This window comes from Lonsdalea britannica (assembly GCF_003515985.1).
GTDB classification, from domain to species: Bacteria; Pseudomonadota; Gammaproteobacteria; order Enterobacterales; family Enterobacteriaceae; genus Lonsdalea; species Lonsdalea britannica.
Map to the genome: position 1 here is coordinate 2,605,436 of NZ_CP023009.1, position 26,490 is coordinate 2,631,925.

A 26,490-nucleotide genomic window follows, 5' to 3' on the forward strand; every position below is an offset into this window, starting at 1 on the left:
CCCACGTGAGCATGGACATGAGTGCTTTCTATCAAACGTTTTTTGATGAAGCAGACGAATTGTTGGCGGATATGGAGCAGCATTTATTGCTGCTCGACCCGTCAAGCCCTGATACCGAACAGATGAATGCGATCTTCCGAGCGGCTCACTCGATCAAAGGGGGCGCCGGGACGTTTGGTTTCAAGGTATTGCAGGAAACCACGCATTTGCTGGAGAACCTGTTAGATGGTGCCAGACGCGGCGAAATGCGACTGAGCACTGACATTATCAACCTGTTTCTGGAAACAAAAGACATTATGCAGGATCAGTTGGACGCTTATAAAACAGCGCAGGAACCGAACGCCGAGAGCTTCGAGTACATCTGCAAGGCCCTTCGTCAGCTTGCGCTTGAGTCTAAAGAAGCTCAGGGCGGAGCTGCTCCTGCTGCTGCGACCAACGAAAGTGCTGCTACGACGTCGGCTGCGCCATCGACGCCTGCCGGGCACAATGAACTGCGTATTGCCCTCACCAACCTGAAAGAACCGGAAATTCCGCAGCTGCTGGAAGAACTGGCAAACCTGGGTACGGTAAAAGATTCTCACCAGACGGCGAACAGCGTTGAAGCCACGCTGGTGACGACGGAAAGTCAGGACGATATCACGGCGGTGCTGTGTTTCGTCCTTGAACCCGAGCAGATCAACTTCAAAACTGTCGACGAGGCTCCGGCGGCAGCGCCACAAGAGGCACCTAAGCCTGTAGCGGCAGAACCAGCCCCGGCTGTGGCCGCGGCACCGGCTAAACCGGCGGCACCGGTCGCGAAACCTGCTGAAGCAGCAAAAGCACGACCTAAAACCGGCGATACCAGCATTCGAGTGGCCGTGGAAAAAGTGGATCAGCTAATCAACCTGGTTGGTGAACTGGTTATCACACAGTCCATGCTGGCGCAGCGCTCCAGTGCGCTGGATCCTGTCGTGCACGGCGACCTGCTGAACAGCATGGGACAGCTAGAACGCAACGCGCGTGATCTCCAGGAATCCGTCATGTCCATCCGTATGATGCCGATGGAATACGTGTTCAGCCGCTTCCCGCGTCTGGTTCGTGATTTGGCCGCCAAACTGGGCAAAGAAGTTGAACTGACGCTGCAAGGTAGCTCGACTGAACTCGATAAGAGCTTGATCGAACGTATCATCGACCCGCTGACTCACTTGGTGCGTAACAGCCTCGACCACGGTATTGAGCATCCCGAGGATCGCGTTGCCGCTGGCAAAACGGCCGTGGGTAATCTGACGCTGTCCGCTGAACATCAGGGCGGCAACATTTGTATTGAAGTTATCGATGATGGCGCTGGGCTGAACCGCGAACGTATTCTCGCCAAAGCGCTTTCTCAAGGGCTTTCTGTCAGCGACAGCATGACGGATGAAGAAGTCGGGATGCTGATCTTCGCCCCTGGCTTCTCTACGGCGGAACAAGTTACTGACGTTTCTGGCCGTGGTGTGGGGATGGATGTTGTTAAACGAAATATCCAGGAGATGGGCGGTCATGTGGAAATCTACTTCCAGAAAGGGAAGGGAACCACTATCCGTATCCTGCTGCCACTGACCCTGGCGATTCTGGATGGCATGTCTGTCAAGGTTGATGGTGAAGTGTTCATTCTGCCGTTGAACGCGGTAATGGAATCTCTTCAACCTCAGTCTGAAGACCTCTATCCGCTGGCTGGCGGCGAGCGGGTGTTGCAGGTTCGTGGCGAATATCTGCCGCTGATCGAGCTTTACCAGGTGTTTGATGTAGAAAATGCGAAGACGGATGCGACTCAGGGCATTGTCGTCATTCTGCAAAGTGCGGGACGTCGTTACGCGTTGCTGGTTGATCAGTTGATTGGCCAGCATCAGGTTGTCGTGAAAAACCTGGAAAGCAACTACCGCAAGGTGCCGGGCGTTTCAGGCGCAACCATTTTGGGCGATGGTAGTGTTGCGCTGATTGTTGATGTGTCGGCATTGCAGGCGCTTTATCGTGAAAAGCGCGTGGTAGAGACCGCTTAATAAAAAATAACGGCTATTGATAATAAGGTGAGTAACATGACTGGACTTGCAAACGTCACAAAACTGGCAGGTGAAACCGTAGGGCAGGAGTTCCTGATCTTTACGCTTGGCGACGAAGAATACGGCGTCGATATTCTGAAGGTACAGGAAATCCGGGGTTACGATCAGGTGACTCGCATTGCTAACACGCCTTCCTTTATTAAAGGTGTAACCAACCTGCGCGGCGTTATTGTTCCGATCGTTGACTTACGCATCAAATTTGCACAGCAGGAAGTTGACTACGATGACAATACGGTCGTTATCGTTCTGAATCTGGGACAGCGCGTTGTGGGGATCGTCGTTGACGGCGTCTCTGATGTGCTGTCCCTGACGGCGGATCAAATCCGTCCGGCTCCGGAATTTGCGGTTACGCTTTCCACGGAGTATTTGACTGGCTTAGGTTCCTTGGGTGAAAGGATGCTGATTCTGGTCGATATCGAAAAGCTGTTGAGCAGCGAAGAAATGGCGCTGGTTGATAGCGTGCTGAAAGGTTGATTTACCTACATGCATAACGGCGGGCCATCATAAGATGGCCCGCTTCATATGTAGTGAATTTTTCTTTAAACGGAAATCTGTCCAGGTAATGTCCAATCAATTACCGGTGACAGGGTCATGGAACTATGGAAAAGGCTCACATGCTCAATCGTATCAAAGTGGTAACGAGTTTAGTTCTTATCTTGGCGTTGTTTAGTGCTCTTCAATTTGTCTCTGGCGGTCTGTTTTTCAATGCGTTGAAAACGGACCGTGATATTTTCCGCGACACGCGCACTCTTAATGAACAAAAATCGCAGCTGGATGCAACCTGGACATACTTGTTACAGGCCCGTAATACGCTTAACCGTGCCGGCTCACGTTTGGCGCTGAATCAAAACAGCCAGTCTACAAACAATTCCGCTGCGAATGAACTTATCGAATTAGCTAAAAAACAGCTGCAGATGGCTAACGATCGTTTCAGCAACTACGAAAGCATCCCGTATTCGCCAAAACAGGACAAGGCCATACAAGCGGCGGTCAAATCTGATTTTGATAAGTTGAACGGCGCGTTAAGTGAACTGGTTGTGTTTATCACCACCGGTAAACTGCAGGCATTCCTCGATCAGCCGACCCAGAGTTATCAGAATACGTTCGAGAAAACCTACATGACGTACCGTGACTCTTATGACGCTATTTACAAAGACGCCATAGAAGAAAACGAGTCTGCCTATAAGTCTGCCCTGTGGATCCTTGGCGCTATCGTGGTCTTTGTGCTGGTGATGTCCGGTGTCGTTTGGCTGGGTGTCAACCGTGCGCTTATCCAACCGCTTAACAAGATTGTTGAAAACATCCGTTATATGGCGAAAGGCGATCTGACTCATCGTCTCGAATTCCAGGGTACCAACGAAATGGGCATTCTGGCTGACAGCCTCCGTCATATGCAGAGTGAATTCATTACAACCGTAAGCGCCGTCCGTCAGGGCGCGGAAGCTATTTATACCGGCTCAACAGAAATCAGCGCCGGTAACAACGACCTGTCTTCCCGAACCGAGCAGCAAGCGGCTTCCCTTGAAGAAACGGCGGCGAGCATGGAACAGCTGACGGCAACGGTAAAACAAAACGCCGAAAATGCGCGTCAGGCTAGCCAACTGGCGCTGAGCGCTTCTGAAACGGCGCAGAAGGGCGGTCAGGTTGTCGATAACGTGGTCAAAACGATGCACGATATTGCAGGCAGCTCCCAGAAAATCTCTGATATCACCAGCGTGATCGACGGTATCGCCTTCCAGACCAACATTCTTGCGCTGAATGCTGCGGTAGAAGCGGCGCGTGCAGGCGAACAAGGTCGTGGTTTTGCGGTGGTGGCCGGTGAAGTCCGTAATCTGGCGCAGCGCAGCGCTCAGGCTGCTAAAGAGATCAAAACCCTTATCGACGACTCTGTCGGGCGTGTGGATGAAGGTTCAAAGCTGGTCGAAACGGCGGGTGAAACCATGGGTGAGATCGTCGGCGCGGTAACCCGAGTGACTGACATCATGGGCGAAATCGCTTCTGCTTCCGATGAACAGAGCAAAGGGATTGATCAGGTTGGTCAGGCTGTAACAGAAATGGACCGCGTGACTCAACAGAACGCCTCGCTGGTAGAAGAATCAGCTTCTGCCGCGGTTGCGCTTGAAGAACAGGTTCGTGGATTGAACCATTCGGTGTCGCTGTTCCGTTTACCGGAAGAAAGAAGTTCCTACCGTCCTGCCATTGCTCCAGCGGTAGCCAAAACGGCACTGTTGAGCCCGGCGACAGGGAAATCGTCGGGTAAGAGCCGTGCCGTCGCAGTGGGTTCATCCAGTGATAATTGGGAAAAGTTCTAACGGCGTCCTTGAGCGTTGCGGGAGGTTCAGCGTGAATTTCCGCTACGCTTAAATTTGTCCCGACGATCGTCTGCCCGGCCCTGATTTAGGGCCGGCAAAATCGTTTTAGCGAGCCGAGAGGTTATATTTTCGGCTATTACGCGCTGAAAACGCGTATTGAGTTAAAGAAAGGTCGGCATCAGCCGATGGAGTTAGTGTAGGGGACTTGTCGAGCCGGTATATCGGCTGACAACTCTGCATGAGTTGGGCAAAGACGTAGGTCACACAGCAAAACTTATAGCCTTGAAGGCAATGCTGCCGGGAAACCGGCAGCACATTATAAAAGACAAACGCAACTTTTTGATTGATGGCCGTAGTTGACGATATGCAGACATGGCTACTGTAGCCTCTGACAGCAGGTATAGAGGTATCGAAGTGGGTAAAACGCAGTGACTAAGATGGACGTGTCACCTGAGCTAATTCAGCGTTGGTATAACAAACATCAGCAGCATCTCTGAAGTTGAGAGGCGCAAGGTGAATGTTTACCAGTAAGGCGCAGCGGCTGTGCCATAAATCTGCAGAAGATGGATATCTGAGGAATGGTATGCCTGTAATTGCTGTTAGGGATGAGCCCATATTGAAAAACAAGAAAATAACCTATCCATTTTCGGGCAGTTAGACAATGAAAAATACGACATCGCCAAATCATTCGGGATCTGCCTCAATATTGTCGCAGATGGTTGAACGGTTACCGCTCTCTGATACGCACTTCAAACGCATCAGTCAGCTGATATATCAACGCGCCGGTATTGTGCTGGCCGATCACAAGCGAGAAATGGTTTACAACCGCTTGGTTCGGCGTCTGCGATTACTGGGCATAAACGATTTCGGTCAATACCTGGCCCTGTTGGAGTCCGATCCCAATAGCGCCGAATGGCAGGCGTTTACCAACGCATTGACCACCAACCTGACGGCTTTTTTCCGTGAGGCGCATCATTTCCCGATTTTGGCTGAACACGCTCGCAAGCGTCAGGGTAACTACTCCGTCTGGAGTACCGCCGCTTCGACGGGCGAAGAGCCTTATTCGCTAGCAATGACGTTAGCTGAGGTTTTTGGCGACAAGTCACATAATCACTGTCAGGTGATTGCCAGCGATATCGATACTCAGGTGCTGGAAAAAGCGTCTGCCGGCATATATCGGCAGGATGAATTGCGCTCGCTCTCTCCTCAGCAGATGCAGCGTTTCTTCTTACGCGGCACCGGTCCACATAGCGGTCTGGTTCGCGTGCGCCCTGAACTGGCTTCAATGGTTCATTTCCAGCAATTGAATCTCCTGGCGCCGGAGTGGGCTGTTCCCGCGCCGTTTGACGCCATTTTTTGCCGTAACATTATGATTTATTTCGACAAAGAAACTCAGGAACGTATCCTGCGTCGCTTTGTTCCGCTGCTTAAACCCGGCGGATTACTATTTGCTGGTCATTCAGAGAATTTCAGTCAGATCAGTCGGGAATTCTATCTGCGCGGGCAGACTGTCTATGGGCTGGCTAAGGAAAGATAATGAGCAAAATAAAAGTATTGTGCGTTGACGACTCAGCGCTCATGCGTCAAATCATGACCGAGATCATCAATAGTCACCCCGATATGGAAGTGGTGGCGACCGCGCCGGATCCGTTGGTGGCGCGCGATCTGATTAAAAAATTCAATCCACAGGTTCTGACGCTGGATGTTGAAATGCCGCGCATGGACGGATTGGATTTCCTCGAAAAACTGATGCGGCTGCGACCGATGCCGGTTGTCATGGTGTCATCGCTGACGGGCAAGGGATCGGAAATCACGCTGCGAGCGCTGGAACTCGGCGCGATCGATTTTGTGACCAAACCTCAGCTGGGGATTCGCGAAGGCATGCTGGCTTACAGCGAGCTCATCGCGGACAAGATTCGTACGGCGGCCAAGGCGCGTTTGCCGCAACAGAGCCAGAGCACATCAGCGCCGGTAAAAGTGCTCAGCACGCCGTTGTTGAGTAGTGAAAAATTGATCGCCATCGGCGCGTCCACCGGCGGTACAGAGGCCATTCGCCATGTACTCCAGCCGCTGCCGCCGACCAGCCCTGCGGTTATCATCACGCAGCACATGCCGCCGGGCTTCACTAAGTCTTTCGCCGAGCGTCTGAACAAACTGTGTCAGATCACGGTGAAAGAAGCGGAAGACGGAGAGCGTGTTCTGCCGGGCCACGCGTACATTGCGCCGGGGGCTCGTCACATGGAGCTGTCGCGCAGCGGAGCAAACTATCAGGTCAAGTTACATGACGAGGCGCCGGTCAACCGGCATCGTCCTTCCGTGGATGTGTTATTCCGCTCCGTGGCGAAATACGCGGGTCGTAACGCGGTCGGCGTCATTCTGACCGGGATGGGTAACGACGGCGCGATGGGCATGTTGGAAATGCATCAAGCCGGCGCGTACACGATGGCGCAAAATGAGGCCAGCTGTGTAGTTTTCGGTATGCCTCGAGAAGCTATTGCGCTCGGTGGTGTCGACGAAGTGGTGGATTTGCACCAGGTAAGTCAGCGAATGCTGGCTCAAATTTCTGCCGGACAGGCATTACGTATATAGCAGCTCCGAGTGAGCAATAATAACTGTAGGAGTAGGTATGGCTGATAAAGAACTCAGATTTTTAGTGGTAGATGATTTCTCAACGATGCGCCGCATCGTAAGGAATCTGCTAAAAGAGCTGGGCTTTAACAATGTGGAAGAAGCAGAAGACGGTGCTGACGCTCTGAACAAGCTGCGCACTGGTGGTTTTGACTTCGTCATTTCCGACTGGAATATGCCCAATATGGATGGTTTGGAACTGTTGCAAACCATTCGCGCCGACGGCACGCTTTCTAAACTTCCGGTACTGATGGTGACCGCAGAAGCGAAGAAAGAAAACATTATTGCAGCAGCGCAGGCTGGCGCCAGCGGTTATGTGGTTAAACCATTTACTGCGGCTACGCTTGAAGAAAAGCTGGGTAAAATTTTCGAAAAGCTGGGTATGTAAGGAGATGTCATGAATCCACATCCGGTGCCCCCTGTTAACGATAACGCGTCTGCGACCGAGATCATTTCCCGTATCGGCCAGTTGACTCGTATGCTGCGTGATAGCCTGAAAGAGCTGGGCTTGGATCATGCTATTGCCGAAGCGGCGGAAGCAATTCCTGACGCTCGGGATCGTCTTGATTATGTTGTTCAGATGACCGCACAGGCGGCAGAGCGCGCTCTGAGCTGTGTTGAGGCTTCTCAGCCGCGTCAGAATAAGCTGGAAGAAGACGCCAAATCCCTGACGACGCGTTGGGACGAGTGGTTTGAAAACCCGATTGAGTTGGCCGATGCACGTGAGCTGGTAACGGATACCCGCAGTTATCTACAGGAAGTTCCCGAACATACCTCTTTCACCAATGCTCAGTTACTGGAAATCATGATGGCGCAGGACTTCCAGGATCTGACGGGACAGGTCATCAAACGCATGATGGATGTTGTCCAGGAGATCGAGAAACAGCTGCTGATGGTCTTGCTGGAAAACATGCCAGAGAAAAAGGCCGAACCGAAGCGTGCTGACGATGGACTGCTCAACGGTCCTCAAGTCGACAAAACCGCTGCAGGTATTGTCTCAAATCAGGATCAGGTCGACGATCTGCTCGATAGCCTCGGATTCTGATTAGCCCGACCCCTGACAGTCTGTAGATTGGGGGATATCAGGCAAAGGCATGTGGATTTTTACGGTCGGGCCTTCTCCCGACCGTAAATCCCCCTCCGTATTTGCTTATGCACCAAATAGCCGCCTCTTTTCTTCTTTTTTCCACCCATCAAGTTTTTTCTTATTTGTCATGCTAATCGCGTGTATTTTTCGTTTTGGTCAGTAACAAACAGGAACAGCTAACGTGGCAGACGATAGCGATCTGGAAAAAACAGAGGCCCCCACAGCCCACCGAACGGAAAAAGCCCGCGAGGAAGGTCAAGTTCCTCGATCCCGAGAATTGACATCTATTCTCATGCTCATTATCGGGCTGGGGATATTGTGGATGACCGGTGAAATGATGTATCACCGGCTTGGCACCATGCTAAGCCAGGGGCTGTATTTCAACCACGACATCATTAACGACAACAAACAGATGGGCCGGCATGTTTTTGCGTTGCTGAAGCTGGCCGCGTTGGCATTAGTCCCGATTATGATGGGCATGGTTCTTGTCGCCATTGGTGCGCCGGTTGTGCTGGGTGGATTGGTGTTTAGCACTAAGTCCTTCGAGTTTAGTCTTGAGAAGCTCGATCCGATTGCGGGCCTCAAACGTCTGTTCTCATCACAGATGGTGGCTGAGTTATTCAAAGCCATCATTAAAGCTGTCGTTGTGGGCTTTGTGACGGGCCTGTTTCTCTGGCATAAATGGCCGGAGATTTTGCGGCTGATTTCCGAACCGCTAGTGACGGCACTTGGCGATGCACTTGAGCTGGCAATTTACTGCGGTTTTTTGGTCCTGCTCAGCATGATCCCTATGGTGGCCTTTGACGTCTTCTGGCAGATCTGGAGCCACTTGAAAAAACTGCGTATGAGTAAGCAGGATATTCGGGATGAGTTCAAACAGAACGAAGGCGACCCGCATATCAAGGGGCGTATTCGTCAGATGCAGCGGGCAATAGCCCAGCGACGCATGATGGCTGATGTTCCGAAAGCCGATGTGATTGTGACTAACCCGACGCATTATGCGGTCGCGCTGCAGTACAACGACAAAAAGATGAGCGCACCCAAAGTGTTAGCTAAAGGCGCCGGAGATATCGCGCTGAAGATTCGAGAAATCGGCGCTGAACATCGCGTGCCGACGCTGGAAGCGCCGCCTTTGGCGAGGGCGCTCTATAAGCACGCTGAAATTGGAAAAAGCATCCCTGCCACACTGTATGCGGCCGTTGCCGAAGTGTTGGTCTGGGTTTACCAAATTAAACGTTGGAAACGTGAAGGCGGCCTGACGCCGCAGAAACCAACCCATTTATCTGTGCCAGATTCACTGGACTTCGCAAAAGAGAACACGACTGATGGCTAATCTGGCTTCATTGCTACGCTTGCCAGGCAACTTAAAAGATACGCAGTGGCAGGTTTTGGCAGGACCGATCCTGATTCTGATGATCCTGTCGATGATGGTGCTCCCGCTGCCGCCGTTTATTCTGGACCTGCTGTTTACCTTCAATATCGCGCTTTCCGTCATGGTGCTTCTGGTCGCCATGTTCACCCAGCGTACGCTGGAGTTCGCCGCGTTCCCGACGATTCTGCTGTTTTCCACTTTGTTGCGACTCTCGCTTAACGTTGCTTCTACGCGAATCATTCTTATGGAAGGCCATACGGGGGCCGGGGCGGCAGGGAAGGTCGTCGAAGCCTTTGGCCACTTCCTGGTAGGCGGTAACTTCGCCATCGGTATCGTCGTGTTTATCATCTTGGTCCTGATCAACTTCATGGTTATCACCAAAGGTGCCGGGCGTATCGCGGAAGTGGGCGCACGTTTCGTGCTGGACGGAATGCCAGGTAAACAGATGGCGATTGACGCCGACCTGAATGCTGGACTCATTGGTGAAGCCGAAGCGAAAAAGCGTCGTTCCGAAGTGACGCAGGAAGCCGACTTCTACGGCTCAATGGATGGTGCCAGTAAGTTCGTGCGCGGCGATGCGATCGCCGGATTGATGATCATGGCCATCAACATTATCGGTGGCCTGTTGGTTGGGGTCATTCAGCACAACATGGATCTTGGCCATGCGGCTCAAAGCTATACGTTGTTGACCATCGGTGATGGTCTGGTCGCGCAGATTCCTGCGTTGGTGATCTCCACCGCGGCCGGTGTCATCGTTACCCGCGTCAGCACCGAGCAGGATGTGGGTGAGCAGATGGTGACCCAGCTGTTCAGTAACCCGAAGGTGATGGTGCTGAGCGCCGGCGTTCTCGGCTTGATCGGTCTCGTTCCGGGCATGCCTAACTTCGTCTTCCTGTTGTTTACCGCCATATTGCTCGGTGTCGCCTGGTGGACGCGCGGCAAGGACGAACGAAAAGCGGCGGCGGCGGCGACGGAACCTGCATTGGCGGAGAGCCAGCAGCAGCAAATTGTTGAAGCCAGCTGGGATGACGTTCAGCTGGAAGACCAGTTGGGCCTGGAAGTGGGTTATCGACTGATCCCAATGGTGGACTTTCAACAAAACGGCGAACTGCTCGGACGTATCCGCAGTATTCGTAAAAAATTCGCACAGGAAATTGGCTTCCTGCCGCCTGTCGTTCATATCCGAGATAACCTGGAGCTGCAGCCTGCGGGTTATCGCATTCTGATGAAAGGGGTTGAGATCGGCAGTGGTGAAGCGCATCCGGGCCGCTGGATGGCAATCAACCCCGGCAGCGCTATCGGCAAACTGGCGGGCGACATCACGAAAGATCCTGCATTTGGTCTGCCAGCCGTATGGATTGAAAGCGCGCTGAAAGATCAGGCGCAGGCGCAAGGCTTCACGGTCGTTGAATCCAGTACCGTGGTGGCGACTCACCTCAACCATCTGATTAACGTGTACGCCAGCGACCTGTTCGGCCGTCAGGAAGCGCAGCAGCTAATGGATCGCGTCACGAAAGAGATGCCTAAATTGGCCGATGATTTTATCCCGAATGTCGTCACGCTAACGGTGCTGCATAAAGTGTTGCAGAATCTTCTGGCTGAGCGTGTGTCCATCCGTGACATGTGTACGATTCTGGAAACGTTGTCAGAGCATGCGGCGGTCCAGAAAGACCCGAACGAACTGACCGTGGTGGTGCGCGTGGCATTGGGCCGCGCCATTACTCAGCAGTGGTTCCCGGGTAACGATGATATTCAGGTGATTGGTCTGGAGTCATCGCTGGAGCGCGTATTGTTGCAGGCAATGCAAAACGGCGGCGGTTTGGAGCCGGGGCTGGCCGACAGATTGCTTTCCCAGGCTCAGGATGCGGTTCAGCATCAGGAAGCGCTGGGCGCGCCGCCGGTTCTCTTGGTGACGCATGCGCTTCGTCCGCTGCTGTCCCGATTCCTGCGCCGCAGCCTGCCGCAGCTGGTCGTTCTTTCCAATCAGGAGATTACGGATAGCCGTCAGATTCGCATGACGTCAGTCATTGGTGGGTCAGGGCAGTGAAACGTTTCGCCTTAATGCTGTTATTGGCGGCTGGCATCGCTAGCGCTACCGCCGCCGATACTCAACCCGTATGGGAAGGCGCGAATCTGCTGATTAGTCAGAAGGGGATCGCCAAACGTTCAGTTTTACTTCATTCAAACGGCTCCTTCCCCAAAGGGGCCGTTTTGACGTCGGTCCTTTGGCGCTATGAACTGCTGTCACGTAATTCGACAGGACTGCACGCGTCACTGTGTATTCCAGGGCAGTGTGTTCGTCTGAATGGGCAAAATGGAAGTACGGAGATGTTTGCGGGATTGTCGGCGGAGACGCCGTTCTACCTGGTATTTCATGTCCCAGGCAAAGGCGCTTTGCGCCAGCCTATGCGAGTCACGAAATACCAGCTGATAGTCAACTACACCAAAAAGTAAGGTTACTGGTTCGAATGGCGTCTTAAACGCTGAACTTCCGACCTAGGTGTGAACCCTTGTTTTCGGTCTGTCCATTCGGACCGTAAATGCCCTGACGCTGTTTCTGCTCCAGGAAAGCCAGCGACTGCTGGTTATTTTCAAGGTGTGCGTTCAGCAGCAGACCATTGCGGTGGTTGTATTGGCTTAACTCGCTCGTCAGCTCATGAATCTGAGACCACTGAGCATTCAGCTCCGGCGAGTGGGGGTAGGGAGGTTTAACCGACAACTGCTCATCCAGCGCCAGGCGCTGATTATCAAAATGCTTGAGAATAGACAACTGCTCGTTTTTATTCTCAGTCACCCGGTGCAAAAACGCAGGATTGACCTGGCGTGCGCTTAATTCATCCTGCTCCTGAGAGAGGATATCTTTAAGCGACACCAGGCTATTCAGCATTTGTTCCAGAACTTCATTCATTTGCATGGGTCAACGTTGCCTTTTAATAAACTTATCAGAAAGTTGTCTGAACTTCGCTCAGCAGGGCATCGGCGATTTTACCCACATCGACTTCCAGTTTTCCGTCCTTGATAGCCTGCTTCAGGGTATCGACTTTTTCCATATCGATGTCCTGACTGCTTGGCTGCATCAGGCTGGACTGCGTCTCACTCAGGCTAACCTGCGTCTGGCTGCTCGTGCTCGCTGCGCTGCTTGATGAAGTAGATTTACTTTTTGTGGTGTGAAGTAAATCCGCTTCCGTATTTTGAATTGATTTTACTCCAGATACCGGACGAGTACTATCAATGCTCATGTGGCCTCCCTACTTACAAAAATGATATCGGTATAGTGACTGAATACTTATATCGGACGATCCCGCCCAAGCTTTAACGCTTATTGTACAATTTTTACCAATCCCATTTCAGCCACTATTCCAGTAATAATCTGTCCGGACTCCATTCGTATTCTGACGGCGTCATTAAGCGCGGCGTTATCCATGGCTTTGCCTTCGCTGACAATGCTAAAACCATCCCCAGATACCGTCACTTTCACCGTCTCGCCCATTTTCACCGCCCAGGGATTTCGCAACATGCTGGCGGCAAGGGGTTGCCCTGCGCCAATCATGCGAATGCTTATAGCGCCGACGGCGAGAGCAGGGTCCGCCAGCGGTGGTACGTTCAATGCGTCAAGTCGGCCTCGTTGAAGAGCCACATCTTCTGCCAGGATTTTTTGTTTGGGCGGTATCGGCCGAGTGGCGACAACGTAAGGTGCGGTCACCTGAACATTCGCCTGCAGAAAATGGCGTTGGGTCCCACACATGGCTCGGATGCTGAGGGTGCCCCATATTTTCTTTCTGGAGGGCAGCGACAGCTGTGGCTCAGGACATAATTCAAGCCTTTCGACCGGCGTTTTCACAATAACATTAACTTCAGCCGAGGGGATGTCGAGCTGTCCCTGAATGAACGTCTTAATTTGCGCGGTAATCTGATCGCGATCAGCGGCCGCCGCCGGGGTGAGTGAGATAAGGAAAAAAATCTTACATAAGATTAATTTGCGCCAAAATCCCATCAAATAGTCCCCTGTCCGTTTTATGAAATGAAGTCGATCCGACTGTAGCAGTACACAACATCGCCTGTGCAGTTTACAGAGATGCAGTCTGTGCCAAACGAGAAAATAGCTACTCATTTCCCGTCTATTCCGGCGATAAAGTTGCCGCGCGAAGTTTATCCTGTCTATCGTCACTCTTCTTTAATTACTTTTCCTGAGGGAAAGCATGCTTGACAAATTAGATGCATCGTTCCGCTTCCAGCAGGAGGCGTTGAATTTACGGGCTCAGCGCCAGGAAATCCTTTCTGCGAATATCGCGAATGCGGATACGCCGGGCTACCAGGCTCGGGATATCGACTTTTCCAGCGAGCTGAATAAAGCCCTGAAACAAGGTCGCGCGACCGGTACGACGATGTCGTTAGCCACTACGTCGACCCGTCATATCCCTGCATCTACGACGTCAACGCCTGATTTAGATCTGCTTTATCGCGTACCCGACCAGCCGGCCCTTGACGGGAATACCGTAGATATGGACAGAGAACGGACAAATTTCGCAGACAACAGTCTGCGGTATCAAACGGATCTTACGCTGTTAAACGGCCAAATCAAAAGCATGATGTCAGTGTTACAGGATAAATAACGCGTATGTCGCTAATTAATATCTTCGAAATTTCGGGTTCTGCGCTGACTGCGCAGTCCCAGCGCATGAACGTAAGCGCCAGTAATTTGGCGAATGCGGACAGTGTCACCGGACCAGATGGCGAGCCATACCGCGCCAAGCAAGTGGTTTTCAAAGTGGCTGCTCCAGATGGACAGGCTATCGGCGGCGTGCAGGTTGACGACGTCGTGGAAGATACCTCTCCGGACAAGCTGGTTTATCAACCGGGAAATCCTCTGGCGGATGAACGTGGCTATGTACGTATGCCTAATGTGGATGTTACTGCGGAAATGGTGAACTCCATCTCTGCGTCACGCAGCTATCAGGCAAACGTAGAAGTGCTGAATACGGCCAAGTCGTTGATGCAGAAAACGTTGACATTAGGCCAATAATAACGTGGGAGAGTAGCCATGAGCGTCTCAGTTTCACTTACCGAATCAACAGATACCAGCAAGACCAGCACAACCAGCAGCTCGTCCAGTACGAGCAGCAGTGCGGACCTGCAAAACGAATTTATGACCTTACTGGTTGCGCAGTTGCAGAACCAGGATCCCACCAATCCGATGGACAACAGCCAGCTGACCACGCAGCTTGCGCAGATCAGTACGCTGAGCGGCATCGAGAACATGAACACCACGCTGGGCTCTATTTCCAGCCAGCTGGATACCTCCGAGACGTTGCAAGCCAGTTCTCTGATTGGCAACGGCGTCCTGATTCAGGGCAACAGCATCGTCGTCGGCTCCGACAGCTCCACCACCGCATTTGGTGTTGAACTGGCTAACGCGGCTACGGACGTGAATGTCACCATTAAAGACTCCAGCGGTAATACGGTGAAAACCGTGGATCTCGGTGCTCAAAGCGCCGGCGTGCAGACCTACAGCTGGGATGGCACTAACGACAGCGGCGGCACCGTCGACGCCGGCACCTACACCTACTCGGTGACGGCGACCGGTTCCGATGGCGCCAGCGTGACAGCGACGCCGCTGAAATATGCGCTGGTCTACGGCGTTAACACGGACTCTTCGGAAGCCGTGCTTAACCTCGGCCTGTCAGGCACTGCGTCGCTGAGCGACGTCAAACAAATTATTTGATTGTGAATGGCGCGGCTGACAAGCAGACCAGCCGCCTAAAACAACACACAGCAAACTACTAATTTTTAGGAGCACCTCCAAATGGGTTTTTCACAAGCGGTCAGCGGATTGAATGCTGCCTCCAGTAACCTGGATGTCATCGGTAACAACATCGCCAACTCAGAGACCAAAGGCTTTAAAGGCGCAACCGTCTCTTTCGCCGATATCTTTGCTGATTCTGCTGTCGGTCTGGGCGTTAAAGTCGCCGCCGTTACGCAGAACTTTAACGACGGTACGATCGAAAATACCGACGTCGGCACCGACGTCGCCATTTCCGGTAACGGCTTCTACCGCGTAGCGGACGACGCCGGTTCGGTTTACTACACCCGTAACGGCGAATTCCAGCTGGATGCGGACCGTAACCTGACCACCAAAACCGGCTACTACGTGACGGGTTATGCCGCTACCGGTACGCCGCCGACCATCGCAGCAGGTGCGGAACCGACCACGCTCAACATCTCGGCTGGTTCAATCGCCGCTCAGCAGACGTCGACTTCTACCTATGTTGCTAACTTGAACTCCAGCACCACGGCGCTGGCCGCTGGCACCACGTTCGATGCGACCAATTCCAGCACTTATAGCTGGACCAAGTCCATGACGACCTACGACAGTCTGGGTAACACCCACGTCATGAACCTGTATTTCTCAAAAACGGCTGACAACACTTGGGAAGTGCACGCGCTGGACAGCAGTGATAGCAACGCTACCGCTCAGGATCTTGGCTCGCTGAACTTCAGCACCAGCGGTCAGCTATCTGGAACGACTCTTCCTGGGGCAACAGCAGCCACGGATACGAAGTCTTTCACAATCAACACCAACTCTCTGAATGGTTCTGCCGCCAACGCATTCACTATCGATTTCACTGGCTCCACCCAGCAGAACGCGAGCAGCTCCGAGCTGAGTAAAACGCAGAACGGTTACACCACCGGTAACCTGGTTGAATACGCCATCAACGATGACGGCACCATCAGCGGGACTTACTCCAACGGCCAGAGCCAATTGTTGGGACAGATCGTGCTGGCCACGTTCTCCAACAACCAGGGCCTGAAGTCTGAAGGTGACAACGTGTGGAGTGCGACATCTTCTTCCGGTGAAGCTTCACTGGGTTCTGCGGGTACCGGTCTGTTGGGCTCACTGACGAGCGGCGCGCTGGAGTCATCCAACGTCGATATCGGGGCGGAATTGGTCAGTATGATCGTTGCCCAGCGTAACTATCAGTCCAACGCCCAGACCATCAAAACGCAGGACTCCATCCTGAACACGCTGGTCAACCTGCGTTAATTAAGCCACACAAGGTAACGATATGGATCATGCCATATATACAGCGATGGGCGCTGCTAGCCAGACGATGGAACAGCAGTCGGTCATCGCCAACAACCTGGCCAATGTGTCGACGCCCGGTTTTCGGGCGCAGTTAAATGCCATGCGCGCGGTGCCGGTCGAGGGGCCTACGCTCCCAACCCGTACGCTGGTCGTGGCGTCGACTCCGGGTGCAGATATGTCACAGGGGCCGCTGAACTATACGTCCCGTCCTCTGGACGTGGCGGTGCAGGACGACGGTTGGTTGGCCGTACAGCTCCCCAACGGCGAAGAAGCTTATACCCGCAATGGTGCTATTCAGTTGGATGAAACCGGTCAGCTCACCATTCAGGGCTATCCGGTCGTCGGCGACGATGGTCCGCTGACGGTGCCGGTGCAGTCCACTGTCACCATCGCCGCAGACGGAACGATTTCCGCTTTAGGTGACGGCGATGCGCCGAATACGGTAGGGGCGGCGGGCGCGCTGAAACTGGTCAAGTCCGAACCGAACCAGCTGGTTCGCGGCGATGACGGCCTGTTCCACATTTCGCCGCAGGCTCAGCAGCAAGTCGGCAACGCACTGCCGGCGGATGACACAGTGAAAGTGATGCCTGGCGTCCTTGAAGGCAGCAACGTGAACACGACGGAAACGCTGGTTGACATGATCAACAGCGCCCGGCGCTTTGAAATGCAGATGAAAGTGATCACCAACGTCGATCAAAACGCCGAGAGCGCGAACAAGCTGCTGTCTGTTAGTTAATTAATTTTAAGGGTAACACTATGATTCGTTCACTGTGGATTGCAAAAACCGGGCTTGATGCTCAGCAGACCAACATGGATGTCATCTCGAACAACCTCGCTAACGTCAGCACCAACGGCTTTAAGCGTCAGCGCGCGGTTTTCGAAGATCTGCTGTATCAAACGGTTCGCCAGCCGGGGGCTCAGTCTTCTGAACAAACCAATTTGCCCTCTGGTTTGCAGCTGGGTACGGGGGTTCGTCCGGTTTCGACAGAGCGTTTGCACAGCCAGGGTAACCTGGAACAGACGGAAAACACCAAAGACATCGCTGTCAACGGTCAGGGCTTTTTCCAGATCCTGCTTCCTGATGGTACGACCGCCTATACGCGCGACGGTTCTTTTCAGTTGGATGCGAACGGCCAGCTGGTTACCTCTAGTGGTTATCAGGTTCAGCCGGCGATTACGGTGCCTGATACCGCGGTATCCATGACGGTAGCGCGTGACGGTGTAGTGAGCGTGACTGAACAGGGTCAGGCGGCTGCGACGCAGATTGGTCAGTTGACGCTCAGCACGTTTATCAACCCGACCGGCTTGCAGAGCCTGGGTGAAAACCTGTACCAGGAAACGCAGAGCTCCGGCGCGCCGACAGAGTCGACTCCGGGTCAGAACGGCGCAGGCGTGCTTTATCAGGGTTTTGTTGAAACTTCTAACGTCAATGTGGCGGAAGAACTGGTCGATATGATCCAGGTCCAGCGTGCCTACGAAATAAACAGTAAGGCGGTGTCGACTTCCGATGCCATGCTGCAGCGGCTTACGCAAATTTAAGAAAGCACATTTATGGTGTTAATGAGAAAAGAAGTGAACGCACCGCGCACGCGCGGTGTTCGCCTATGCCGCGCCGGGTGGAAAAATGTCGTCGTACCGGCGCTCGTGCTATCGGTATGCGCTTCATTGGCCGGATGCGCCTATTTTCCGCACAAAGAGCTGGTAGAAGGTGAAACGACGGCGCAGCCTGCGCCGCCCAACCTGGTTGCTACCAATGGATCGATCTTTCAGATGGTTCAGCCGATGAACTATGGCTATCAGCCGCTGTTCGAGGACCGTCGTCCCCGCAACGTCGGCGATATCTTGACGATCACCCTGCAGGAGAATGTCAGCGCCAGCAAAAGTTCGAGCGCGAACTCATCCCGTGATGGCTCTGGATCGCTTGGTGTCACTACGGCGCCTCGTCTGTTGCAAGGTCTGTTCGGTAATCAGCGCGCCGACTTCGACGTAGAAGGTAAGAACGACTTCGACGGTTCCGGTGGAGCGACCGCGAAAAACACCTTTACCGGTACGATAACGGTGACGGTGAAAGACGTGTTGAGTAACGGCAACCTGAAGGTGGTGGGCGAGAAACAGATCGCCATCAACCAAGGGGCGGAATATATCCGTTTCTCCGGCATCGTGAATCCGAGAACAATTACCGGGTCGAACTCCGTGGTCTCCACGCAGGTTGCTGACGCCCGAATTGAATACGTCGGTAAAGGCTATATCAATGAAGCCCAGGAAATGGGGTGGTTACAGCGCTTCTTCCTGAACGTTTCACCATTTTAAGAGGTTAATCATGCGGGTTCGTCACCTTATTTTTTCATTTATCACATTATCACTGACGCTCTTGTCATCAGCACACGCCGAGCGTTTACGTGATTTGGTTGATATTCAAGGCGTACGTGATAACCCGCTGATTGGATACGGCCTGGTTGTCGGTCTTGATGGCACGGGCGACCAAACCACTCAGACGCCGTTTACGACGCAGAGTTTGACCAACATGCTGTCGCAGCTGGGGATTACCGTTCCCAGCGGCACCAACATGCAGCTGAAAAACGTCGCGGCCGTGATGGTGACCGCCAACTACCCGGCATTTGCACGGGCCGGTCAGAAAATCGATATCGTGGTGTCCTCTCTGGGTTCAGCGAAAAGTCTGCGCGGCGGTACGCTGCTCATGACGCCGCTGAAAGGGGTGGATAATCAGGTCTACGCGCTGGCGCAGGGCAACATGTTGGTGGGCGGCGCGGGCGCCTCTTCCGGCGGCAGCCAGGTCAAGGTAAACCAGTTGTCCGGCGGCCGAATCAACGGCGGCGCGACCATTGAGCGCGAGCTGCCCACCACGTTCGGCGCGTCCAACAACCTTACGCTGCAGCTGAAGCAGGAAAACTTCAGCCTGGCGCAGCGCATCAGCGACTCTATTAATCAGTTCAATAGCTCCGGCGTTGCCAGACCGCTTGATGGTCGTACCGTGGAAGTGACTTTACCGTCCGGTAGCACATCTCAGGTTCGTTTTCTGGCGCAGATTCAGGATATCAACATTAACACCGGCGAAATGGATGCGAAGATCATCATCAACTCTCGCACCGGCTCGGTGGTGATGAACCGCAACGTGACGCTCGACTCTTGTGCTATCGCACAGGGCAACCTGTCCGTTACGGTCAACAATCAGCAGAACGTGAATCAGCCGGATACGCCGTTAGCCGGTGGGCAGACCGTGGTTACCCAGCAGACGCAGATCGATATGCGTCAGGAAGGCGGGGCGCTGCAGCGTGTGAATGCGGGCACCAATTTGAACAGCGTGGTCCGTGCGCTGAACTCACTGGGTGCGACGCCGATGGATCTGATGTCCATCATCCAGGCAATGCACAGTGCGGGCTGCGTCAAGGCGGAAGTGGAGATCATCTAATGATGAAGCTCGATAGCAACAGCTCGGTTGATCAGGCCTCTGCGGCCTATGACATCAAGTCACTGAACAAGCTACGCAATGATGCGGTCAAAAACGATCCCTCCGCGCTGAAAAAAGTGGCGAAGCAGGTCGAAGGTTTGTTCGTCAACATGATGCTGAAAAGCATGCGTTCGGCGCTGCCAAAAGACGGCTTGCTCAGCAGCGACCAGACCCGGTTGTACACCAGCATGTATGACCAGCAGGTTGCCCAGGATTTGTCAGCAAAAGGCCTGGGACTCGCTGACATGATGGTGAAACAGCTCAGCCGTAACGCTAACGAGCAGATCGGCAACGGTGTGGGTACCACGCCGATGCCTGTCAGCAAAGATGATTTTATGACGTCGTCCGCTTTCCCGCCGGCGTTGATGGGCGAGTTCCTGAAGCGCACCAATCAGGATGGGCAGAGCGCAACGAAGGCCGCGCCGGAATTGCCGCCGTCCTCTGAAGATTTCACGAATCGTCTGTCAATGCCTTCCATGATTGCCAGCCTGAAAACCGGCATTCCCCATCACCTGATTATGGCGCAGGCCGCGCTCGAATCTGGTTGGGGTAAACGCGAAATCACGACCAGCGACGGTAAGCCCAGCCACAACCTGTTCGGCGTGAAAGCAGGCAGTAACTGGAATGGGAAAGTGACCGAGATCATGACGACCGAGTTTGAAAATGGTCGGTCCTATAAGGTGAAAGAGAAGTTCCGCGTTTATGACACTTATCTGGACTCCATCAATGACTATATCTCTTTGCTGACCGACAACGCCCGTTATAAGGGCGTCGTCAATGCGAATAGCGCGGAGGCGGCGGCATATGAACTGCAGAGGGCAGGCTATGCGACCGATCCGCGTTATGGTGACAAGCTGGTGCAAATTATCGGACAGATTAAGAACACGACCGAGAAAGCGGTGAAGGCCTATACACACGACATAAGTAACTTATTTTAAACCGCTTTTATTTTTTAATTTCTTGCTCAAGTTTGTGTGGCCCTAGCCGATAACTTTATTAGACACCATTGCCGGTTAGAATTTGTAATCTAAAGGAAATTTCATGGCCAGTTCATTGATAAACATTGCGTCGTCAGGCCTGAAAGCTGCGAATGTGGCTCTTAGCACGTCGTCCAATAACATCAGTAACGCTTACACTGATGGCTACAGCCGACAGAGCGTATCTCTGGCGCAAAGTGCGGGTACGCAAAAGCCTTATGGCACCATCGGCAATGGGGTAAATATTGTTTCCGTCGACCGGGCCTACGACTCCCTGGTGGCCAATCAGCTGCGTGCCGCGTCCAGTAACTATGCAGGTACAAAAGCCTATTCCGAGCAGGTTTCACAGATCGACAATCTGTTGTCCGACAGCGATAACAGCCTGTCCACGCTGATGTCTTCGTTTTTCTCTTCTATCCAGTCGCTCAGCACCAATGCGAGCGACGCTTCTGCGCGCCAGACGGTCATCAGCAGCGCGCAAAGTATGGTAAACCAGTTCAGCAGCACGGATAAATATCTGCAGGATATGGATTCGTCTATCAATGCTGAATTGAAAAGCAGCGTAGATCAGATCAACACCTACTCGAAGCAGATAGCGAATCTGAACGAAAAAATCGTTCAGCTCGGCAGCGGCTCCAGCTCGGCGAATGCGCTGCTTGACCAGCGTGACCAGCTGATTAACGAACTGAACAACTTCGTCGGCGTGACCACCACCACGCAGGACAGCATGGTCAGCGTCAGCCTGGCTAACGGCATGACCTTGGTACAAGGCAACGCGTCCTATAACTTAGTTACCATGACATCTCCGGACGATCCGTCAAGAACGGAAGTGGCCTATGACAATGGTATTAGCAAACCGATTCAGCTGAGCTCAGATTCGCTTGAAAGCGGTAGCGTCAGCGGTTTGCTTACGTTCCGTACTGAAACGCTGGATACCGCCCGTAACCAGCTGGGTCAGCTTGCGTTATCGCTGGCCAGCAGCTTCAACACTCAGCATAAAGAAGGTGTTGATCTGAACGGTGATGTGGGGACGGATTTCTTCAGCTTCACTCAGCCCAGCGTTATCAGCAACACAAACAATAAAGGTAGCGCCGCGCTGACAGCGACGTATACCGACACGACGGCGGTTAAGGCGAGCGATTACACGCTGAAATACACCAACGGCTCTTGGGGCGTTACGCGCACCTCTGACGGTGCCAGCGTCGATTACACCTCGGGAACCGACAGTAGCGGCAACACGACGCTGAGCTTCGACGGCGTGGAAGTGGCGGTTAGCGGTACAGCGACTTCCGGCGACAAATTTACGCTGAACACCGTTAGCGAAGTGATTACCAACATGTCTGTGGCAATCTCTGACACAGCAAAAATCGCGGCAGCGCTCAATGATTCCAGCACGGGTGAGAGCGATAACCGTAATGCGGCCGCACTGTTGGCGCTGCAAACCAGCAATCAGGTGAACGGTAATGCCACTTTCAGTGAAGCTTACGCCTCGCTGGTCGGTGAAATCGGTGTGAAAACGCAAAGCGCTGACACCAACAGCACGACGCAATCAAGCATCGTGGACCAGTTGACAGAGAAGCAGCAGTCTATCTCCGGGGTTAATCTGGATGAAGAGTATGTTGATCTACAGCGTTACCAGCAGTACTACACGGCCAACGCTAAAATATTGTCAACTGCCGGAGCGATTTTCGATGCGTTGCTGTCTGCGGTTAACTGATTGACTCGCTAATTCATTGAAAATAATATATAAATTAAATTTAAGGACTGTGTTATGCGTCTAAGTTCATCGATGATTTATCAGCAGAACATGCAAAGCATTACGAACGCCTACTCTAAATTTCAGAGCGCGTCGTTAGATTTGTCCAATGGACAGCTGGTCAACAAACCATCGGACGATCCTATTGCTTCGGCGCAGGCCGTTGTATTGGCGCAATCACAGTCAACGAATGAACAGTTTGCTACCGCTCGTGATACGGCGACCAGCAACCTGTCTCTGGAATCCACGGTTCTGGATCAGGTCACTGACGTGATTCAAAACGTGCAGACTCTGCTGGTTAAAGCGGCGAGCACGACTTACAGCGATTCCGACCGCCAGTCCATGAAAACGGAACTGCAGGGCTACAAAGATCAGCTCTTGACGCTGGCTAACACGACGGATAGTAACGGTAACTACATTTTTGCCGGTTACAAAACCGATACGGCCCCTTTTGTCGAAGATAGCGATGGCAACGTGTCCTATGTCGGTAGCGACAGCTCCGTGAGTCAAAAGGTGGATGCCAGCCGTACCATGACGACGGGCGACACAGGCACGACCGTTTTTCTGAGCTTGGCGGCGGGTTACAAAACTGAGCCAGACGGTTCAGCCAGTGAAAGCAACATGTTTAACAGCATTGATACCGCGTTAACCGCGCTGGATATTCCGCTGGATGATACGGGTGACGACACCACGACCACCGATGCTTACGTTGCGATGTTCGATAAAGCTAACCGAGGCATGGCCAACTCTTTGGATAATGTATTGACCGTACAGGCCTCCGTCGGTAGCAAGCTGAATGAATTAACGACATTAGACAGTATTGGCGATAGCCGCGACCTGATCTATTCGGATCGTATGACCAGCCTGAAAGGGTCTGATGTCGATGATATGTATGAAATGATTTCCAATGTCACCATGCAACAGGTGGCGCTGCAGGCAGCGCAGAGCACGTTTTCTTCGATGAAAGGCATGTCGCTGTTTGAGATGAATAGTTAATTAGCAACAAATTTTGGAATACGCTTAAACCGGGCGTATTTGTTTAGGCGGTATCGTCCTGTTAATAGCAGGCGATACGGCCGTTTTTTTATTTTACGCATAGGGCTTTTTCTCTGCCCTAAGCAATTGAGACAGACAGGGTAGGCACCTATTCCGTTCAAGGTTGACGTGCTGTCAGCCCCTGCTGGCGTCAACAACCTTGTAATTTTTATCTTCTAAATGTTGACAGTCGCATAAACTTTTAAAAAGTACTGCCGATAATCTATGCAGATGGATGAATACATTTATTAAGGGGTAAGAGGATATGGCTACGACATCAAGCACTACCAGTACGACTTCGACAAGCTCTGCTATATCGGGACTCGGTGTTGGCTCTGGCTTGGACCTGTCAGGCATTCTTGAGTCTTTGCAAAGTGTCGAGGAACAGAAACTTACCGCGATAACGAATAAACAAACCAGCTATGAGTCCAAACTCACGGCTTACGGCACGCTGCAAAGCTCATTGGAGACGTTTTCAACCGCCACGCAAAAGCTGAGCGACAGCTCGCTGTATGCAACTAAGAAAACGTCGACCAATACTGCTTTTACCTCTACGGCTACTTCTACAGCCACTTCCGGGTCGTATGCGGTAAAAGTGACCCAGCTGGCAACGGCCCAAACGTTAGCTACCGCGGCTCAAACCAGTAAAACAGCTCAGCTGGGCGATAGCAGTCTGACAACGCGCAACCTGACTCTGCAGGTCGGTAGCGGCAGTGCGGTCAATGTCGCGCTGACCAACGATCAGACCACGCTTTCAGGTATTGCGAGCGCCATCAATACCGCCAAGGCGGGTGTGACCGCCAGCATTGTGCAGTCGGGTGACAGCAGCTATCAGCTGACGTTGACCTCTGATAAGACGGGTGAGACGTCGACGATGAGCGTGAGCTCAAATGACAGCGCCTTGAACAGCATCCTGGGATATGACAGCACGTCGTCATCCAACGGGATGACGCAGCAGGTCGCGGCGCAAAATGCTGAGCTGACGGTCAACGGTATCGCCATTGAACGTAGTAGCAATACAGTGACAGATGTCCCGACCGAAGGTGTGACGCTGACGTTGAACGCGGTTTCTAGCTCATCGGAAAATCTGGTGGTGACTAAAAGCGTCACAGATGCCGCCAGCGCGATTACCGATTGGGTTAGCTCTTATAACACGTTACTGACGTCATTCGCGTCGCTGAGCGCTTACAGCAGCGTGAGTGCGGGTGAATCACAGTCCACCAGCAACGGTGCTTTGGTCGGAGACTCTACCCTGAGCGGTATTAAAAACCAGCTGAAGACCATAATAAGCTCGGCGCAGAGCAGCGACACCTTCAAAGTGCTCTCTGAGATGGGTATCTCGCTGAGTACGACAACGGACGCTACCACGGGTACGGTGGTTCGTGGAACGCTGAGTATTGATAACACCGCTCTGGTGAATGCGCTGACTGACGAGGGTTCTGCTGTTGGTGAGTTCTTCATGGGCGACGGCAAGAAAACGGGGCTGGCAACGCAGCTGGTATCTACTGTGTCCTCCTATACCAAAAGTAAAGGTTTGATCGATAACGCGGAATCAGGTATCACGTCCATTATCGACAAGCTGAAAACACAGTACACGACTGTCCAGAGCAGCATTGAAAATACAATGGCTCGTTATAAAACGCAGTTCACCAAGCTGGACGTACTGGTACAACAGTTAGATAGTACAGCAAGCTACCTGACGTCGGCGTTCGAACAACTTAGCAATAGCTCCAGCAGTTAACGAGTAGGGTAAGGAACGGTTATGGCCATGATGTATGGTTCACAGGCTTATGCGCAGGTCGGTTTGGAAAGTGGCGTGATGAGCGCCAGCCCGCATAAACTGATTACCATGTTGTTTGATGGCGCCATCAGCGCCTTGGTTCGTGCAGATATCTTCATGGAACAGGGCGACACGGTGGAGAAGGGTAATGCGATTACCAAAGCCATCAGAATTATTGACAGTGGATTACTGGCTTCTCTTGATATGGAGAAGGGCGGAGAAATCAGCACTAATCTGGCGCAGCTTTACGACTATATGATCCGTCAGCTGCTTCATGCCAATCTGCACAACGATCGTGCGCTACTCGAAAATATAACGGAACTATTACGAGGCATTGCTGACTCCTGGAAAGAAATAGGCCCTGAAAAAAATAACGCTGCTGATTGATTCGTAATTTAGCTTTTGTCTGTGCCGGGAACATTATCGTAATAGCTTCGTGTACGGCACAGTGTCTGTTTTTGCCGTTTTGCGTTAAACATAAACAACAGTGTAAGTCAGGAAACCACAATGGAAGCCAGCAATTCAGTTCTTGCCTGTTATCAGCAAATCCTTGAACTAAGCGATCGTATGCTGGCACTTGCAAAAAAAGCAGAATGGGCAGAATTGATTGAAGTTGAGCAGCTTTATCTTGAAGCGGTTGGACTTCTTCCGGGCCTAATCGAATACAACAATAAAGTCTCTGGCGTTGAACAACGTAAGATCAAGCAGTGCCTTGATACGATTCTGGAAAATGAGACGCTGATTACTCAACGCCTCGAGTCACGCATGAATGAGTTGAAGGGACTTATTGGTCAGTCTGTCAGACAGCAGTCGTTGAATGCGGCCTACCATAAATTCGCCGATGGCGATTCTATGCTGCCCGGCGGCGGGAAAGAATAAATCGACTGATTTCAACGTCCCTCAGTCTCGTCG

Annotated in this window: 27 protein-coding genes; 24 read left to right on the plus strand and 3 right to left on the minus strand. The window is 52.6% G+C overall.

Annotated elements, in window-relative coordinates:
• The first annotated feature begins 17 nt into the window (after nt 1-17).
• The 10 genes from cheA to CKQ53_RS11940 all read left to right on the plus strand — a co-directional run bounded on the left by cheA (nt 18) and on the right by CKQ53_RS11940 (nt 11,931).
• Nucleotides 18-2,018, plus strand: a complete 2,001-nt coding sequence (cheA, locus tag CKQ53_RS11895) for a chemotaxis protein CheA (protein WP_176223475.1) — start codon at nt 18-20, stop codon at nt 2,016-2,018.
• A 36-nt stretch (nt 2,019-2,054) separates the two neighbouring features.
• Entirely contained in the window at nt 2,055-2,552 is a 498-nt protein-coding gene (cheW, locus tag CKQ53_RS11900; protein ID WP_026741070.1) for a chemotaxis protein CheW, read from the plus strand.
• 140 nt (nt 2,553-2,692) lie between these two features.
• Nucleotides 2,693-4,390: a methyl-accepting chemotaxis protein gene (locus CKQ53_RS11905; RefSeq protein WP_094118305.1), complete on the plus strand. Its 1,698-nt coding sequence runs from the start codon at nt 2,693-2,695 to the stop codon at nt 4,388-4,390.
• A 661-nt stretch (nt 4,391-5,051) separates the two neighbouring features.
• On the plus strand, nt 5,052-5,927 hold the full coding sequence (gene cheR / locus CKQ53_RS11910; protein WP_085651927.1) for a protein-glutamate O-methyltransferase CheR: 876 nt from the start codon (nt 5,052-5,054) through the stop codon (nt 5,925-5,927).
• On the plus strand, nt 5,927-6,979 hold the full coding sequence (locus CKQ53_RS11915) for a protein-glutamate methylesterase/protein-glutamine glutaminase (RefSeq protein ID WP_085651926.1): 1,053 nt from the start codon (nt 5,927-5,929) through the stop codon (nt 6,977-6,979). The genes cheR and CKQ53_RS11915 overlap by 1 nt, the downstream gene beginning before the upstream one ends.
• 37 nt (nt 6,980-7,016) lie before the next feature.
• The gene (gene cheY, locus CKQ53_RS11920) at nt 7,017-7,406 is read left to right on the plus strand and encodes a chemotaxis response regulator CheY (protein WP_026741074.1); all 390 of its coding nucleotides are present in this window, start codon (nt 7,017-7,019) and stop codon (nt 7,404-7,406) included.
• Nucleotides 7,407-7,415: 9 nt separating this feature from the next.
• Nucleotides 7,416-8,063, plus strand: a complete 648-nt coding sequence (cheZ, locus tag CKQ53_RS11925; protein ID WP_026741075.1) for a protein phosphatase CheZ — start codon at nt 7,416-7,418, stop codon at nt 8,061-8,063.
• 223 nt (nt 8,064-8,286) lie between these two features.
• Nucleotides 8,287-9,438, plus strand: a complete 1,152-nt coding sequence (flhB, locus tag CKQ53_RS11930; protein WP_094118304.1) for a flagellar biosynthesis protein FlhB — start codon at nt 8,287-8,289, stop codon at nt 9,436-9,438.
• The gene (flhA, locus tag CKQ53_RS11935) at nt 9,431-11,524 is read left to right on the plus strand and encodes a flagellar biosynthesis protein FlhA (protein WP_085651924.1); all 2,094 of its coding nucleotides are present in this window, start codon (nt 9,431-9,433) and stop codon (nt 11,522-11,524) included. The genes flhB and flhA overlap by 8 nt, the downstream gene beginning before the upstream one ends.
• Entirely contained in the window at nt 11,521-11,931 is a 411-nt protein-coding gene (locus tag CKQ53_RS11940) for a flagellar protein FlhE (protein ID WP_118895023.1), read from the plus strand. The genes flhA and CKQ53_RS11940 overlap by 4 nt, the downstream gene beginning before the upstream one ends.
• A gap of 22 nt (nt 11,932-11,953) precedes the next feature.
• On the opposite strand, the gene CKQ53_RS11945 is transcribed toward CKQ53_RS11940, so the two are convergent.
• From CKQ53_RS11945 to flgA, 3 genes are all read right to left on the minus strand, one after another.
• Entirely contained in the window at nt 11,954-12,391 is a 438-nt protein-coding gene (locus CKQ53_RS11945; protein ID WP_085651922.1) for a flagella synthesis protein FlgN, read from the minus strand.
• 28 nt (nt 12,392-12,419) lie between these two features.
• A complete protein-coding gene (flgM, locus tag CKQ53_RS11950; RefSeq protein ID WP_094118303.1) occupies nt 12,420-12,716 on the minus strand; it encodes a flagellar biosynthesis anti-sigma factor FlgM in 297 nt (98 codons plus the stop codon).
• Between the two features lie 80 nt (nt 12,717-12,796).
• Nucleotides 12,797-13,471: a flagellar basal body P-ring formation chaperone FlgA gene (gene flgA / locus CKQ53_RS11955; protein ID WP_162896356.1), complete on the minus strand. Its 675-nt coding sequence runs from the start codon at nt 13,469-13,471 to the stop codon at nt 12,797-12,799.
• A gap of 205 nt (nt 13,472-13,676) precedes the next feature.
• Between flgA and flgB the strand changes: the two genes are divergently transcribed.
• From flgB to fliT, 14 genes are all read left to right on the plus strand, one after another.
• Nucleotides 13,677-14,090 (plus strand): flagellar basal body rod protein FlgB, encoded by a 414-nt coding sequence (gene flgB, locus CKQ53_RS11960; protein WP_085653365.1) that lies wholly within the window; start codon nt 13,677-13,679, stop codon nt 14,088-14,090.
• A gap of 5 nt (nt 14,091-14,095) precedes the next feature.
• Nucleotides 14,096-14,500, plus strand: a complete 405-nt coding sequence (gene flgC / locus CKQ53_RS11965) for a flagellar basal body rod protein FlgC (RefSeq protein WP_085653366.1) — start codon at nt 14,096-14,098, stop codon at nt 14,498-14,500.
• A gap of 18 nt (nt 14,501-14,518) precedes the next feature.
• Nucleotides 14,519-15,199 carry a flagellar hook assembly protein FlgD gene (gene flgD / locus CKQ53_RS11970; RefSeq protein WP_085653367.1) on the plus strand — a complete coding sequence of 227 codons (681 nt, stop codon included), beginning with the start codon at nt 14,519-14,521 and terminating at the stop codon, nt 15,197-15,199.
• 81 nt (nt 15,200-15,280) lie between these two features.
• Entirely contained in the window at nt 15,281-16,519 is a 1,239-nt protein-coding gene (flgE, locus tag CKQ53_RS11975; protein ID WP_094118302.1) for a flagellar hook protein FlgE, read from the plus strand.
• A 22-nt stretch (nt 16,520-16,541) separates the two neighbouring features.
• Entirely contained in the window at nt 16,542-17,297 is a 756-nt protein-coding gene (locus CKQ53_RS11980) for a flagellar basal body rod protein FlgF (protein ID WP_118895025.1), read from the plus strand.
• Between the two features lie 20 nt (nt 17,298-17,317).
• Nucleotides 17,318-18,100 carry a flagellar basal-body rod protein FlgG gene (flgG, locus tag CKQ53_RS11985; protein WP_085653369.1) on the plus strand — a complete coding sequence of 261 codons (783 nt, stop codon included), beginning with the start codon at nt 17,318-17,320 and terminating at the stop codon, nt 18,098-18,100.
• Between the two features lie 12 nt (nt 18,101-18,112).
• On the plus strand, nt 18,113-18,871 hold the full coding sequence (locus CKQ53_RS11990) for a flagellar basal body L-ring protein FlgH (RefSeq protein WP_240503843.1): 759 nt from the start codon (nt 18,113-18,115) through the stop codon (nt 18,869-18,871).
• 10 nt (nt 18,872-18,881) lie between these two features.
• Nucleotides 18,882-19,991, plus strand: a complete 1,110-nt coding sequence (locus CKQ53_RS11995) for a flagellar basal body P-ring protein FlgI (RefSeq protein ID WP_094118301.1) — start codon at nt 18,882-18,884, stop codon at nt 19,989-19,991.
• The gene (gene flgJ / locus CKQ53_RS12000) at nt 19,991-20,968 is read left to right on the plus strand and encodes a flagellar assembly peptidoglycan hydrolase FlgJ (RefSeq protein WP_085653371.1); all 978 of its coding nucleotides are present in this window, start codon (nt 19,991-19,993) and stop codon (nt 20,966-20,968) included. Before CKQ53_RS11995 ends, flgJ begins: the two co-directional genes overlap by 1 nt.
• A gap of 103 nt (nt 20,969-21,071) precedes the next feature.
• Complete coding sequence (gene flgK / locus CKQ53_RS12005; RefSeq protein ID WP_118895027.1) at nt 21,072-22,724, plus strand: flagellar hook-associated protein FlgK; 1,653 nt, start codon at nt 21,072-21,074, stop codon at nt 22,722-22,724.
• Nucleotides 22,725-22,778: 54 nt separating this feature from the next.
• Complete coding sequence (flgL, locus tag CKQ53_RS12010) at nt 22,779-23,759, plus strand: flagellar hook-associated protein FlgL (RefSeq protein ID WP_094118299.1); 981 nt, start codon at nt 22,779-22,781, stop codon at nt 23,757-23,759.
• A gap of 304 nt (nt 23,760-24,063) precedes the next feature.
• Nucleotides 24,064-25,539 (plus strand): flagellar filament capping protein FliD, encoded by a 1,476-nt coding sequence (gene fliD / locus CKQ53_RS12015; RefSeq protein WP_094118298.1) that lies wholly within the window; start codon nt 24,064-24,066, stop codon nt 25,537-25,539.
• A 21-nt stretch (nt 25,540-25,560) separates the two neighbouring features.
• Nucleotides 25,561-25,965 carry a flagellar export chaperone FliS gene (gene fliS, locus CKQ53_RS12020; protein WP_409359761.1) on the plus strand — a complete coding sequence of 135 codons (405 nt, stop codon included), beginning with the start codon at nt 25,561-25,563 and terminating at the stop codon, nt 25,963-25,965.
• 120 nt (nt 25,966-26,085) lie between these two features.
• Nucleotides 26,086-26,457, plus strand: coding sequence for a flagellar protein FliT (gene fliT, locus CKQ53_RS12025; protein WP_094118297.1), 372 nt, complete (start codon nt 26,086-26,088; stop codon nt 26,455-26,457).
• The last annotated feature ends 33 nt before the right edge of the window (nt 26,458-26,490 follow it).